The following is a 15,136-nucleotide window of genomic DNA, read 5'->3' as shown; positions in this document are numbered from 1 at the left end:
ATGCGTAGGTCTTCCACAGCCAACAAATATAACCTAATAACACCTTGAGGCTTGAATACCCTACTTCTTTTCGTTAAAAGCGGGCTGAACTTCGGTAAATGACAAACCGTAGTCTAAACTGATGATTTACCTTACTTTACATACATTCCGAACCTCCTTCTATAAATAAGAAGTGGTGTTCCATTTACCATTAAATTCTCTAGGGGAAGATTTTTATATAGGCGCGAAAATAGCTATTTTTTTAAAAGATGTTCAGCCTATACTGTTAAGAAGTTTTCCATTCGGGACATAAAAAGAAAAACCCTGAATTTCTACAGGGTTTTTTCTTACGTGTTGTTGTTTTTTTTCTTTAAAATTTCCACCATTTCTTTTGGGTCTTACCATAACCGTAGCCATATTTACCACCGTATCCCAAATTAGAAGCGTCTACATCATTCACTACAAAGGACAAACCTTTGATTTTTCCTTCCTGTTGCAATTTTAACGGGAACTCAACCGCACTGATTTCTGTAACCCCCGCACGTGTAACATATACGAGTAAATCGGCATAATCACTTATCAGCAAGGTATCGGTCACTACCATTAAAGGCGCGGTATCTACAATAACATAATCATATAGTTTTGACACCTCGGCCAATAACTCCTCTACCCTTCCGCTCATTAGCAATTCTGCCGGATTGGGAGGGATACGCCCTGAATAAATGACATCTATGGTATTTTGGTGGACCAACATAGGGTTCACAATATCTTTAACATTCAATGTATTATCATAGAGATATTCGGTCAAGCCAGCATCCTTGTTCCTACTAGGTTTGGCCATTTTATCAATATCCCCACTTGTAAAAAAACTATACAACTTAGGATTTCGAATATCCGCACCTACCAAGAGTACCCTTTTATTGGTACTGGCTAAAATCATTGATAAATTGGTAGAAAGAAAAGTTTTTCCTTCCCCTGGGACACTCGAAGTAACGTACACTACATTCCCTTTTCCGTCTTTCTTCTTGGTCTTTAAAATATAATCGAGGTTCGTACGGATTATCCTTAAGGATTCGGCCAAAACCGAGCGATCTTCCTTTACGACCAACTTTTCTTCTTTTTTACCTATACTAGGCAATTCCCCTAGTACCGGTATATCATTCACATACTTCTCCAAGGAATGCATGTTATGAATTTTATTATCCAATAAGTCCTTAACATATATAATAGAAAATGGAATAAAAAGACCAAGAATAAAAGATGCCAAATAAATAATAGGCTTTTTAGGCGATACCGGCGTTTTACTGACCGCATAGGCCTTATCGATGATTTTCGATTTAGGCGAGGTTGAGGCGACCGCTATTTGCGACTCCTCGCGCTTTTGCAATAAATACAAGTATAAAGATTCGGTGGTTTGTTGTTTTCGGGTTATATCCCTTAACGCCTTTTCATTGGCCGGGGCCGAATAAATCTTGGAGTTGAAACGGGCCTGTTGACCACTCAAGGAGTTCACCGTCATCCCTAAGTTATTGACCGTACTACTAAGACTCGATTGCATGCTACGCTTTAGACCTGCTATTTGCTGATCAAGATTTACGATTACCGGGTTCTTTTCATTCGAACTTTTTAGCAGTCTCTTCCGTTCCAAGACCAACTGATTATATCGTTCGGTTGTGTTTGCAATCGTAGGGTCCGAAAGTCCAATATTTGTGGGGAGCACTTCATAGCCATCTTGCTGCTGAACCATTTCCTGCATGGAGGCGGCCATATTAAGTTGATTCCGCGCATTCGCCAATTCTTGTTGGTTTGCCACCCCTACATTTAAATTAATATTGGCTTCGGAGGCAATATCGGTAACCCCCTTTTCGGTCTTAAAATCTTTGGCCGACTGATCTACGCTGGATAATCGCGTTGCAATGTTCGCGATACGTTCCTCTATAAAATTTGAAGTTCTATCCGCTATGATTTGCTTATCCTCTATGGCATTTTTATTATAGACACGAACCAACGCATCCAATATATCCTTGGCCTTCTCCTGAATCGCATCTTCCATTCGGATATTCAAGATATTCGAATATTCATCCGCCGCACTAACCAACAAACTCCCCCTATAGGCCTGTGCCGTATCATCGATTGGCTGAATAGAAACACGCAAGGTTTTATTTTTGTAGTTTTCTAAAGTGGCCACATTGGGCGTGATTACAATATCCCCAATAGGAGTCGAAATATTCTTCCCAAAAGCATAAATCTTCACAGGTTTGTCTTCTTCTTCCGTATAACCAAAGGTGGTCGAAGAGGAAATGGTAAGAAAGAAGTTCAATTTTGCCCTGTTTATAACCGAATCAGGGGCGATAAAGTTTACTTTTACCGGAGGATTCTTATAAAGTTCGGACTCAATAATGTTACCTTGAACGTAAATTTTAGTACTCAACCCTAATTCCTTGACTACCTCTACCCAGTTGGATCGCGAATTGATAATTTGAATTTCGTCTTCAACCTTCGTTTTTTGGCCTCCAAAAACTTCCAAATCCCGAAACATATCGAGCTCTGAACCCGAACTTTTTTCATCAAGAATCTGAATTTGAGTCTGCACCGCAAACTTTGGGGTAGCATACCTAATATTGACATAGGCAATCAACAAGGCCAATACGACCGAAAACAGAAACCATTTCCAGTATGCCATATAAGTATTGAGTATTTCCTTAAAATCAAAGGAATTATTTGACATAGAATTTTGAGTATTCAAGCTCATTTTATTTTTTTAAGAACAACATAAAATTAGTTTGTTCTGGTAATTAATAACACCGTAGAGGTAATCAACAAGGAAGCCACAGAAACGTAGATAGACGCTCGATTATCCAAGGTAGAGGATTTGATGGCCGAATTGTTCGGCTCCACATAGACTACATCATTTTGGGTCAGATAATAGACCGGCGAACTTAGGGCTTCCTTTTTTGTCAAGTCGATACGCGTATATACCTTGGTACCATCAAAGTCCCGAATCACCATTACGTTCTCCCGTTTTCCTTTAATGGTAAGATCCCCTGCAAGCCCCAAGGCCTCCATTATGGTAATCCGCTCCCCGTCTACAGGGTATGTTCCTGGACGGTGAACCTCTCCCAAAACAGAAATACTAAAGTTTCTAAGCCTGATATTAATAATCGGGTCTTTCAAGTAATCCGAAAGCTTATCCCTAAGCAAAACCCTAACTTCCTCACCCGATAAGCCGGCAATTTTTATTTTCCCTATTACCGGAAAATCAATTTCCCCTTCCTTATCGACCAAATAATCCACTTGTTCCGGACGAATTCCTCCTTCAGAACTTCCCCTAAACAAATTAAATGGCGCACTCGCCTCACTATCTAAAGTAGACACATAAATGCTCACTAAATCATCTACCTTAAACTTAGGGGTAAAACTATTCTTATCGACCAAGGTTTCAAAGTCTCCCGTATTCTGAAAATAAACAACTTCTTTTCTTGTGGCACATGAAGAAAGTAGAACGGCTGACAATACCAAAAGGGGCACAATCGACCTTAAAGAACTAGTAATCGCGGTAAGACTTCGTTTTTTCATAGACATAGTGTTTCAAATTTTGGTGCAATGATAACAAATAAAAAACTTATAAAACTTTTTTAAGCGGATGATTCTTAGCGGTGTTCTGCTTCTTTTTATCAAGCAAACACAACTCTGAATTGTTGGAGATAAATTCTGGAACGATTTCCTTCATTAAACTTACCGTCCTTTCATTGAAGAACATATTGGAAACACAAAGTTCATCGATCTTAGCATGTACCAAGGTATAATCCAGCTCCCTGGTCTTACCGATCATAATTTTCTTATGATAGGTAGGCAAGGTGTTTTCCCCATTTGCCAACAGCTCTTCATACAGCTTTTCACCGGGTCTCAAACCTGTGATTTTTATATCGATGTCCTCAGGATATCGCAGTCCGCTCAGCTTGATCATATTCTTGGCCAAATCGAATATCTTTACCGATTCGCCCATATCAAAAATAAAAATTTCGCCACCTTCTCCCATAGCACCGGCTTCAAGAACCAATTGCGATGCCTCGGGTATGGTCATAAAAAAACGGGTAACGTTTTCGTGGGTAACGGTCAAAGGTCCTCCTTTTTCTATTTGCTTTTTAAACAGGGGAATAACGGATCCGTTTGACCCCAGCACGTTTCCAAAACGTGTGGTTATAAATTTCGTCTTTCCCTTTTGCTGCATACAACTGATATACATTTCAGCAATTCGTTTGGTTGCCCCCATAACATTGGTCGGGTTCACCGCTTTATCGGTAGAAATGAATATAAACTTGTCGACATTATGACTGATGGACAAATCGGCCACGACCTTTGTACCTGCCACATTGATCTTGATGGCCTCATAGGCATTGTATTCCATTAGGGGCACATGCTTATAGGCGGCGGCATGAAAAACAATATTCGGCTTGTATTCCTGAAAGAGGTTGTTCAATCTATTTTTGTCACGTACATCCCCCACAATAGGCATAAAATTGTGGTAGCCATTTTGTTTTAATTCTTGTTGCAAATCGTACAATGCCGATTCCGATTGATCTATAACAATCAATGATTTGTAGTTATAGGTACATACTTGACGTACGATTTCACTACCGATAGACCCCGCTCCTCCCGTAACAAGAACTACCTTATTCTTGATTTCTCCAGCGATTTTAGAATTTTTGATATTGATCGGTGCCCGATCCAACAGGTCTTCAATCTGAATCTGCTTGATTTGCGATACTTTCAACTCACCGTTGATCCATTGCTCTACCGGTGGAACAATTTTAACTTGGACCGGAAAGTCTACCAAGCCCTCAACCAATACCTTTAAGCTTCTAGGATCGATATTCTGTATCGAGAAAATAACTTCCGAAATATTGTTCTTTACAATAAAATCGCGGTTCAGTACATCTTTATGAAACACTTTTACCCCATTGATCTGCTTGCCGACCTTTTTTACATCCTCATCAACATAACCCACTACCCTAACCCGGCTTTTAGTATGGTTGACCAGGGCATTCTGGGTCAATATACCCGACTCCCCTGCCCCAAAAATCAAAACATTCTTATTGACCTTAAAATCACGGGCCATAAGGTTGTTATAAAGCGCCTTAAACACATACCTTGAAGCGGTAAGGGCCACAAAGCTCAACAAGCTATGAATAATGATGATCCCCAAGGGAACCGTAAAGTTCTCGAATACACCAAGCTCCCTATTGAACAAGACCATGGAAATCAGTAAAATACTTGAAAGACAAATGGCATTGAATATGTTGTATACATCCCTTACCCCCGTATGCCTTATCACTCCTTTATGGGAGCCCGTAAAAATAAAAGAGGCCAAGGCTATCAATGCAATAATGGGCAGTTGAATAAATAATCGGTCTATTTCAAAATCTAAAGTGAGATTAAAACGTATGATATACGATAATACGAAGGAAATAGAGATCATAACCACATCAATGGCCAAAACCAGCCATTTAGACGCATATTTATGAGCATTACTTACTAAATAGTCTTTTATCATCAGATTAAATTTTGGTTAGAATTAACTCCACTATTCTTTCCAGATCATTTTGGGAAAGGTTAGAGCCACTTGGCAAACAAAGTCCCCGGTTGAAAAGGTCTTCCGATGTACCATCGCTATAATGGGGAAATTCATTGAAAACCGGTTGCATATGCATCGGCTTCCATAAAGGTCTAGATTCGATATCGACCTCTAAAAGGGCCAATCGTATTTTTTCCCTAATCTCGTAGGAAGGGGTCAACACGCAAGTCAACCATCTATTGCAATAATACCCCTCTGGTTCCTCTAAAAATTCAAGTTGGGAAAGATGCCCAAGATGTTTTTTATAAAAATCGTAATTAAATCTTCTTTGCCTTACACGTTCTTGAAGCACTTCCATCTGACCACGGCCAATACCCGCAAGAATATTGCTCATTCTATAGTTATATCCTACATTGGAGTGCTGGTAGTGGGGCGCATCGTCCCGTGCTTGCGTTGCCAAGAATACGGCCTTTTTCTTCACCTCCTCTTTTCTGGACACCAAGGCGCCTCCCCCAGAAGTGGTAATTATTTTATTTCCGTTAAAAGAAAAAATCCCTATTTCTCCAAAAGTACCGCACTTTTCATCCTTGAACGCACTACCCAGAGCCTCTGCACTATCCTCAACAACGGGAATATCATATTTTTCTGAAACCTTCCTTATTTCATCCACTTTATAGGGCATTCCATATAAATGGACGGCTACGATAGCTTTCGGTTTTTTTCCATGGGCCATTCGATCCTTTATGGCAGCTTCCAATAATTCAGGGGAAATATTCCAAGTATCTATTTCACTATCTACAAAAACGGGAGTGGCCCCAAGATACATAATAGGATTGGCCGATGCCGAAAAAGTAAAACTTTGACAAATTACTTCATCGCCCCGGGTTACGCCCAATAATTCCAAAGCGAGATGAATTGCGGCAGTACCTGAACTAAGTGCGGCTACGTGCATATCTCCGCCAACAAACTGGGTTATGGATTTTTCAAAGTTATCTACGTTAGGCCCTAAAGGAGCGACCCAATTCGTATCAAAGGCTTCTTGAACGTATTTTTGTTCACCTCCTCCCATATGGGGAGAAGACAGCCATATTTTTTCTTGTGCAATAGTTTTCACCGGAAATTGGTTTTTAGTTCATTATGGTTTGGGGGTTGCCGACATCATCAAATCAATGGCGGCCAAACATATAAATATAATCTCAATATTGCCAAGCAATACTTTCCTGATTATCAAAAACAAAACTAAACCTTAACATTAGAACCCTTCATTAATTTTGTTGTACGCCTCAAAAAATCGGCTAATCACACCTTACACCAAACTCCAACATCAACCTTGAGCCACATATGTACGATATAAATTAAAAAATAGATGTGTTTTTTCACCTCTACCGCCTCCCAAAAATAGGAAACCCCAAGGCATTCTCCTTATAAAAATATCAAAATCAAACGCTTATAACAAAAAAAAGAGCGAAGCCAATACGAACCATCGCTCCTCTAAGTTCATTTCCAAGGTTTTCTTAGACTCGATTATAATCCTTAAAATCCTTGTGTTCCTTTTTATACAATTCATCTTCCGGCAATGACTTGAAATACTCGTAGGTCTTTTTCATGCCTTCCGCACGGGACACCTTGGGCTCCCAGCCCAGAATCTCTTTGGCCTTTGTAATATCAGGTTGCCTTTGCATCGGGTCATCTTGCGGTAAAGGCTTATAAATAACCTTCTGGTCCGTTCCTGTCAATTTTACAATTTCCTCTGCAAAATCCTTAATAGTGATTTCATGTGGGTTGCCAATATTTACGGGCATATCATAATCACTGAGCAATAGACGGTAAATCCCCTCCACTTCATCATCGACATAACAAAAGGAACGGGTTTGACTACCATCACCGAACACAGTTAAATCTTCACCTCGTAAGGCCTGCCCTATAAATGCAGGTATTACCCTACCATCGTTCAGTCGCATTCTAGGCCCATAGGTATTAAATATCCTAACAATACGTGTTTCAAGACCATGAAAGCGATTATAGGCCATGGTAATAGACTCCATAAATCTTTTGGCTTCATCGTAAACCCCTCTAGGGCCAATGGTGTTGACATTGCCATAATATTCTTCCGTCTGGGGGTGAACTAGGGGATCCCCATATATTTCGGAAGTAGATGCAATTAATATCCTAGCGTTTTTAACCTTGGCCAAGCCCAATAGGTTATGGGTTCCCAATGCCCCCACCTTCAAGGTCTGAATCGGAATCTTTAAATAATCGATCGGACTGGCCGGAGAGGCAAAATGAAGAATATAGTCCAATTTCCCCGGCACATTCACGAATTTAGTAACATCGTGATGGTAAAACTCAAAGTTCTCTAACTTAAAAAGATGCTCGATATTACGCAAGTCGCCTGTAATCAGGTTATCCATAGCGATTACATAATATCCTTCCTTTATAAATCGGTCACACAGATGGGATCCTAAAAAACCGGCCGCCCCGGTAATCAGTATTTTCTTCATTTCGTACATTTAATATTCCGCTCAACGAATGCCAGATAGCTTCAACATCGAAAAGCAGAACCATTTATCACTAGTTGGCATTACAATCGGCACGAATATAAATACATTGTATCAAACCCAAGACGTTTTTTTCTCAAAATGCTATGAACTTCAAATATTTAAGATAAAAGGTAAATAGTCTTATTCTACAAATGCTTCGTATATAATTTCGGACAAGTATCGGCTTGCTTCAATTACAGGCCCTATAAAAATAGATGGTACTCTACCTTATGATTATTAATACATCGATAAATTAACCCCATTTCTAACACATAATCTTGAATTAAATCTTTTTAACCGAAAAAATGCAAGGTAGTTTTGAGTTATTTAGTAATCTTTGCAACCTAATAAAATGAACCCATTCATGAAAAAAGTAAATAAAATATGCTGTATCGGTGCAGGATATGTAGGTGGACCAACCATGTCCGTTATTGCCAGCCAGTGTCCTGAAATCACGGTAACTGTTGTGGACATTAACCAAGCCAGAATCGATCAATGGAACGATTCCGACCTAGATAATTTACCCGTCTACGAGCCAGGGCTAAAAGAAATAGTTGAAAAAACCAGGGGAAAGAACCTTTTCTTCTCCACTGAAGTAGACAAAGCCATAGATGAGGCCGAAATCATTTTCATATCGGTAAACACTCCGACAAAGACCTATGGAAAAGGGAAAGGGCAGGCAGCAGATTTGAAATTTGTAGAGCTCTGTGCCCGTAATATTGCCAAAGTGGCCAAAACCGATAAAATAGTCGTAGAAAAATCTACATTACCGGTACGAACGGCTAGCGCGATCAAAAGTATTTTGGAGAACACAGGGAATGGCGTAAAATTCGAAATTCTATCCAACCCTGAATTTTTGGCCGAAGGTACGGCTATAGAAGATTTGCTCCATGCCGACCGGGTATTGATCGGCGGTGACGAAACACCTTCTGGACAAGAAGCCAAAGACACCCTTAGTTCCATTTACGAACATTGGCTCCCCAAAGAGCGAATTTTACAGACCAATGTATGGTCTTCCGAGCTCTCCAAACTGGTTGCCAACGCATTTTTGGCACAAAGGGTTTCTTCCATCAATGCCATTTCCGCATTATGCGAGCGTACCGACGCCAATGTAGCGGAAGTGTCGAGAGCGATTGGTACCGACAGTAGAATTGGACCTAAATTCCTAAATGCCTCTGTTGGTTTTGGAGGCTCTTGCTTTCAAAAGGATATCTTAAATTTGGTGTATATATCAAGAAGTTTCGGACTTAATGAGGTTGCCGATTATTGGGAACAGGTCATCATCATGAACGATTATCAAAAAAGACGTTTTGCTGAAAATATAATTTCAACCTTGTACAACACGGTTTCAGGCAAGAAAATTGTTTTCTTTGGATGGGCCTTTAAAAAAGATACCAATGATACTAGGGAATCTGCTGCCATTAACATAGCCGATGCCCTACTTGAAGAAAAGGCGGAAATTGTGGTATACGATCCAAAAGTTTCGGCCGATAGGATTTATGCCGATTTGGATTACCTAGACACAAGGGCTCCCGAAGAGAACCGAAAACTTCTTACGGTAGTAAACGACCCCATGGAAGCCGTTCAAGATGCGCATGCCATTGCCATTCTAACCGAATGGGACGAATTCAAGACCTATTCTTGGGATACGATTTTTGAAAAAATGCTAAAACCTGCCTTTGTTTTCGACGGCCGTCGCCTATTATCAAAAGAAGAAATGGAAGAAAAAGGCTTCCAATACTACAAAATAGGACAATCATGAAGATTCTTGTCACCGGTGCAGCCGGTTTTATAGGATATCATCTCTGCGAAAAACTCTTGCTCCAAGGTTTTGAGGTCGTCGGCCTAGATAACATCAACGATTATTATGATGTAAACCTAAAATACGACCGTCTTAAGCAATTGGGCATTGAACGGAACGATGCTAAAACATTTCATAAAAAATGCTACGGTTCCATCTATGGTGACAAATTTTCATTTGTTCGAATGAACCTGGAAGACCGGGACGCCCTCCCTGAGCTTTTTAAGGAAGAAAAAGTGAATCGGGTCTGTAATTTGGCCGCGCAAGCTGGTGTCCGTTACAGCATTGAAAATCCAGAGACCTACATTGACAGTAATATTGTGGGCTACCTGAATTTATTAGAGTGCTGCAGACACAATAAAGTCGAACACTTGGTGTACGCCAGTAGTTCCAGTGTCTATGGTTTGAACGAAAAAATACCTTTTTCCACTTCAGATAATGTAGACCACCCGATAAGCCTGTATGCCGCAAGCAAAAAGAGCAACGAACTTATGGCCCACACCTATAGTCATTTGTTCGGATTTGCAACCACTGGACTTCGATTTTTTACGGTATATGGCCCTTGGGGACGTCCTGACATGGCCCTGTTCCTGTTTACCGATGCCATTGCAAAAGGCAATCCGATACAGGTATTCAACCATGGTAAGATGGAACGGGACTTTACCTATGTCGACGATATTGTTGAAGGAGTGGTGCGTGTACTTACCAAAACGGTTCGCAATAGGGATTTGTACAAAATCTATAATATCGGCAATAATAATGCCGTTAAATTAACCGATTTTATAGAAGCCATCGAGAGCAGTATGGGGCAAAAAGCCACAAAAGAGTTGATGCCCATGCAACCGGGAGATGTAGAACGTACCTGGGCCGATGTAAACGACCTGATCAGGGATTACGACTACCAACCCAATACCAGCGTAGTTGATGGTGTTCGGAAATTTGTGGAGTGGTATAAAACTTATTACAAATAAAAATCAACTTTACAATTCTAAAACCGAATGGCTCAAAATTAAATTTTGAGCCATTTTTTATACCACAAAATATCCCGCCGCGACCTTAAATCTTAAAAAACTATCACCTACCCGATTTTCTAAAAAGCTTGTTCTCACTGGTGTAGAATCTATTTTCATACAACGCTTTTTTATTGTTAGGCCTATGTGGATACTGCCAAAGGGTCTCTAAAAAAGCATCCCAATTCGAATATGGTTCGAGCTCTATAACAGGCTCTAAGGGATTGGATAAAATCTCCAAGGTAATTATCCCCGTCTCTTGGTCTCCACTTATAACCCAATCAATCCTATCGTTCCTTAATTGAAAATCCTTAATTTCCACAGGCAATTTCTGAGGTTCTGTCCCCAATAGGTTTGTTTTAGAATCCACGTAAAAAGCAGTAACGAGTGACCGTAAAGACCATAAGCAGCTCCCCGCCCCGGAATACAAGTTAAGAATGCTCACGTCGTCGGAATAAAAACCTTGGGTCACCTTCCCTTCGGACAGGGCTCCGTTCGAAATAAAATAAGACCAGGTATAATCCAATGCCCGTAATGCCTCTCCTGGAGAAACCACTTCTTGATTCAACAACGAGGACGCAATTATTGGAGAGGGCACCGCCATTCGATAACAAACACTGCGTCCCATCATAGGAAAACCCTTAGGGCCAAAAAAATGTTTAAAAAATTCGGAGAAATCCGCATTGGCCTTACAAATAAATTCCGAATGGAAATCAGGGTGCATTTGATTGAGCCAAAACAAACAATACTGTATGGCCCAGGCATTATAATAATCAGGGGGAGCTTCCCCATCTTTAAACCACCCCTTACCCAAATAGTCTTTTTTTATATATCGCTCGAATTTTTTATGGGTAACCTCCACATCTTTCGGTTCGGCCATTCCAAGAGCCTCTAAAGATTTTACCACCATCACCGGGAATAGATTCCAATTGTTGTCCCCATGCTTTTTTCCTCTAACCTGCATCAACCAGGTATAAATTTGCTTCTTTTCACCTTCATTAAACGTATCCCAGATAAATTCCTTGGAAATCCACAAGCCTAAGGCAATATCCGCAGCTTCGACCATTTTTTGATCTCGATTTTCAATCGAACCCCAATATTCCTCCGATTTCGGGTCAGAACCTTTTAAAACCGCCTTACCCAATAGCTCGGCCACATTAATCGATCCCCCTTCCATTTCCATAGGGGAATTTTGGGTATTTAACACATATGAACACCCTAAGGGGAAGAATCGGGCAAAACCTTCCAAAGCATTGATACTTTGACCACCTCCACTAAATTCTCCTGGATAAAAGACCAAAGCCCCATTCTCAGACTTGTATTTCTGATACCCCCTAAAAAAGTACTCAAACAATTCTTTATATCGTTCACGTGGTGCATAGGAAAGTGTATCCAGAAAGACAGTTCTCACCTCTTTATCATAAGATGCTGCATTTTCAAAAGCGGAAATCTTATTTTCCCAATTCTCCACTTTGACGCGTTGCAACCTCCAATAATAAAGGCACAGGCCTAAAAAAAATACTATTACAAGTATTGAAACTAGTTTTATTTTTCGCATTCCGTATACATAATTAATTTAGGGCAAACAAGGTTTAGATTACCCTTGTATCCCAACATTGGTACAGCCCTCTTAGAAAACGCTAAATTCCTAAATAAAAAGTAAACCTTCGTTGTTTGCAAAATAAAACTTCTACCAAAGGCTTTCTTTTTACTCCCCTCCTGATCAAAAGAGGTCTCTAAAATGCCTTTGTCCGTTTAATTCATTTACCTCTTCATACTTATACAACAACAAAAAACAGAAGAAATGTTAATAAAAAACGTATTTCATCGATTTTTTATACCATTCAACGTCCAAAGTGGACTAAAAATCCGTATAACCCTCGATGAAAAACATAATCTATACAATTTATTAACACATTTCATCGATTTTTTTTGTTCTTTTGTCGACAATAAAAACGTATTGATCCAAAATTAAATCGGTAAATCATATTTCCTATTCAACTGAACACTTATGAATTTTTCCCACCCCACTAGTAAAAGGATAGCCCTTTCCTTGTTATCCACCTTAACTCTTTTTTCCTGTTCCAAAGACACCGAACTCCTTGAAAGCTATTTGGATGCTTCGGCCCCGACCAATGAAAGCCCACTTGGGGTCAATGATTTTTATAAGGTTGGGGAAAACGGACGTATTACTATGGACGTACTTTCCAATGATAGGTTTTCCAACCCCAACAATGTTAAGATCATCGGAGTATCGGAGCCTAAAAATGGTTATGTAGTCATTAATGACGATAACACCATTACCTATGTCCTAGGCGATAGATCGGCACAGGAAGAGGCCGAAGCCGCCGAGGCCGAACGTAAGGCCCGTGAAAAAGAGGAAGCCCAAGCTATACAGGAGCAAGCGGAACTAGAAGCTGAAAAAGAGGCCCAAGAAAAAGCGGAAGCCCAAGCTCAGGCTGAAAGAGAGGCCCAAGAAAAAGCAGAAGCGGGGGCCCAAGCACAGGCTGAAAGAGAGGCCCAAGAAAAAGCAGAGGCGGAAGCCCAAGCACAGGCTGAAAGAGAGGCCCAAGAAAAAGCAGAGGCGGAAGCCCAAGCACAGGCTGAAAGAGAAGCCCAAGAAAAAGCAGAAGCGGAAGCCCAAGCACAGGCTGAAAGAGAAGCCCAAGAAAAAGCGGAAGCCGAAGCAAAGGCCCAAGCCGAAAAAGAAGCTCAAGAAAAAGCCGCCGCCGAAGCCGCGGCCCAAGAGGAAGTTGATGACTCTTTTACTTATACGACCGAAACTACCGATGAAGAGGGCAATGTAGTTACCGAGGAGGTCAATGTGACCGTAACAACCAAGGCCTTTAGTGAATTAAAGGCTTTTCCAACAGCTGAAGGTTTTGGTAAAAATGCCACCGGAGGCCGTGGGGGTATTGTGGTTGAAGTCACCAACTTAAACGATTCGGGACCGGGAAGTCTTCGGGCAGCCTTGGAAATGAAACAAACTAGGACTATTGTTTTTAAAGTAGGAGGAACCATTAACGCCAAGTCAAGTTTAAACATTAAACCTGGTTCAGGAAATGTAACAATAGCGGGTCAAACAGCCCCTGGGGGCGGCATTCTTATTAAAAATGGCGAACTTTCCGTCCAAACTGACAATGTTATTATTAGACATATACGGGTTAGAATGGGCCCCGGAACAAACCCAGAAGGTGGCCATAATCTCGATGGTATTAGAGTCCGTTCGTTTCAAAACAACAAACTCAAAGATGTAATTATCGATCACTGCTCCGTCGCATGGGCTATAGACGAAAATTTCGACATCAAAAATGCTGAAAACGTAACTATTCAAAACTGCATTATTGGAGAAAGCATAAGAGGTGTTTTAATCTCAAGATCAAAAAACATCTCCATATTGAATAATTTATTTATCTTAAATAACAGCAGGAACGTTTTAGCTAACACAGTAACCCATACAGATTTAACTTTCGAACAGATTAACAATATCGTCTATGGTTTTAAATGGGCCACTTCAGGCACTGACGGTATGTCTTTTAATGTTATTAGCAATTCTTATAAATTACCTAACAACTTTGACACATCAACCAAATACCCTATCACCTTGACTCCGCCTGATCCAGAAAACAACGATAAAGGCAATATCAAAACAACTCATGCTTATTTAAAGGACAATATATTTGATTCTAATTTTACTGGTTTATACAGAAAAGAGCTTGAACCATACCTGTTTTCATCTCCGAAAAATAAATCTTCATATAAAGCCACAAATGTAAATAATCTTGAAAATAAATTATTGTCTCATGTTGGAGCAAGTATCCCTAAGCGAGACGCTTTGGATAGTCGTTTAATTAGCGATTTCAAAAATTCAAATGGAACATTAAGAAGTAATGGCTCATACCCAAGTATCAGTAGTGGAACCGCATACAAAGACAGTGATAAAGACGGCATTTCTGATGATTGGGAAAAAAGCCATGGTCTAAACCCGAACAATAAAGCAGATGGTAATGAAGATCGAAATAAAGATGGTTATACCAACTTAGAAGATTTTCTATATTATCTAGCCAATAAATAATTAAATACATACCGACCGAGTCTAAAAAAAATACCAAGGGAATAGCCCTTGGTATTTTTTTTAGACTCATAAGTGTAAATAAAACTAAATACTAAATAATTAAAAATAGTTTTAATTCATAGGAAATATTTTATTTTAAATCGAGTTAGTATAGAT

Annotated in this window: 9 protein-coding genes; 3 read left to right on the top strand and 6 right to left on the bottom strand. The window is 40.0% G+C overall.

Annotated elements, in window-relative coordinates; all coding sequences use genetic code 11:
* Positions 1–349 precede the first annotated feature (349 nt).
* From BW980_RS07225 to BW980_RS07205, 5 genes are all read right to left on the bottom strand, one after another.
* Positions 350–2,731, bottom strand: coding sequence for a GumC family protein (locus BW980_RS07225; protein WP_245799986.1), 2,382 nt, complete (start codon positions 2,729–2,731; stop codon positions 350–352).
* A gap of 26 nt (positions 2,732–2,757) precedes the next feature.
* Positions 2,758–3,555 (bottom strand): polysaccharide biosynthesis/export family protein, encoded by a 798-nt coding sequence (locus BW980_RS07220; protein ID WP_083690403.1) that lies wholly within the window; start codon positions 3,553–3,555, stop codon positions 2,758–2,760.
* Positions 3,556–3,601: 46 nt separating this feature from the next.
* Positions 3,602–5,533, bottom strand: coding sequence for a polysaccharide biosynthesis protein (locus BW980_RS07215; RefSeq protein ID WP_076454243.1), 1,932 nt, complete (start codon positions 5,531–5,533; stop codon positions 3,602–3,604).
* Positions 5,534–5,537: 4 nt separating this feature from the next.
* Positions 5,538–6,623 carry a DegT/DnrJ/EryC1/StrS family aminotransferase gene (locus BW980_RS07210; protein ID WP_076454242.1) on the bottom strand — a complete coding sequence of 362 codons (1,086 nt, stop codon included), beginning with the start codon at positions 6,621–6,623 and terminating at the stop codon, positions 5,538–5,540.
* A 445-nt stretch (positions 6,624–7,068) separates the two neighbouring features.
* A complete protein-coding gene (locus tag BW980_RS07205; RefSeq protein ID WP_076454758.1) occupies positions 7,069–8,055 on the bottom strand; it encodes a UDP-glucuronic acid decarboxylase family protein in 987 nt (328 codons plus the stop codon).
* 403 nt (positions 8,056–8,458) lie between these two features.
* Between BW980_RS07205 and BW980_RS07200 the strand changes: the two genes are divergently transcribed.
* Together BW980_RS07200 and BW980_RS07195 are read left to right on the top strand one after the other, a co-directional pair.
* Entirely contained in the window at positions 8,459–9,856 is a 1,398-nt protein-coding gene (locus BW980_RS07200) for a nucleotide sugar dehydrogenase (protein WP_076454241.1), read from the top strand.
* The gene (locus BW980_RS07195) at positions 9,853–10,866 is read left to right on the top strand and encodes an NAD-dependent epimerase (RefSeq protein WP_076454240.1); all 1,014 of its coding nucleotides are present in this window, start codon (positions 9,853–9,855) and stop codon (positions 10,864–10,866) included. The genes BW980_RS07200 and BW980_RS07195 overlap by 4 nt, the downstream gene beginning before the upstream one ends.
* 103 nt (positions 10,867–10,969) lie before the next feature.
* Here the strand turns inward: BW980_RS07195 and BW980_RS07190 are convergent, their stop codons facing one another.
* On the bottom strand, positions 10,970–12,376 hold the full coding sequence (locus BW980_RS07190) for a DUF2264 domain-containing protein (protein ID WP_175609865.1): 1,407 nt from the start codon (positions 12,374–12,376) through the stop codon (positions 10,970–10,972).
* A 540-nt stretch (positions 12,377–12,916) separates the two neighbouring features.
* Here BW980_RS07190 and BW980_RS22550 point away from each other — a divergent pair.
* On the top strand, positions 12,917–14,980 hold the full coding sequence (locus BW980_RS22550) for a hypothetical protein (protein ID WP_083690402.1): 2,064 nt from the start codon (positions 12,917–12,919) through the stop codon (positions 14,978–14,980).
* Positions 14,981–15,136 lie beyond the last annotated feature (156 nt).

The sequence above is a fragment of the Zobellia uliginosa genome (genome assembly GCF_900156625.1).
Classification (GTDB): Bacteria; Bacteroidota; Bacteroidia; order Flavobacteriales; family Flavobacteriaceae; genus Zobellia; species Zobellia uliginosa.
Note: the sequence above shows the minus strand (reverse complement) of the source record. Positions and strands in the feature narration are given on the sequence as shown.

Excerpts from the sequence above, each read along its gene's own strand:
- BW980_RS07225 (WP_245799986.1), bottom strand. The coding sequence starts at position 2,731 with ATGAGCTTGAATACTCAAAATTCTATGTCAAATAATTCCTTTGATTTT.
- BW980_RS07220 (WP_083690403.1), bottom strand. The coding sequence starts at position 3,555 with ATGAAAAAACGAAGTCTTACCGCGATTACTAGTTCTTTAAGGTCGATT.
- BW980_RS07215 (WP_076454243.1), bottom strand. The coding sequence starts at position 5,533 with ATGATAAAAGACTATTTAGTAAGTAATGCTCATAAATATGCGTCTAAA.
- BW980_RS07210 (WP_076454242.1), bottom strand. The coding sequence starts at position 6,623 with ATGGGAGGAGGTGAACAAAAATACGTTCAAGAAGCCTTTGATACGAAT.
- BW980_RS07205 (WP_076454758.1), bottom strand. The coding sequence starts at position 8,055 with ATGAAGAAAATACTGATTACCGGGGCGGCCGGTTTTTTAGGATCCCAT.
- BW980_RS07200 (WP_076454241.1), top strand. The coding sequence starts at position 8,459 with ATGAAAAAAGTAAATAAAATATGCTGTATCGGTGCAGGATATGTAGGT.
- BW980_RS07195 (WP_076454240.1), top strand. The coding sequence starts at position 9,853 with ATGAAGATTCTTGTCACCGGTGCAGCCGGTTTTATAGGATATCATCTC.
- BW980_RS22550 (WP_083690402.1), top strand. The coding sequence starts at position 12,917 with ATGAATTTTTCCCACCCCACTAGTAAAAGGATAGCCCTTTCCTTGTTA.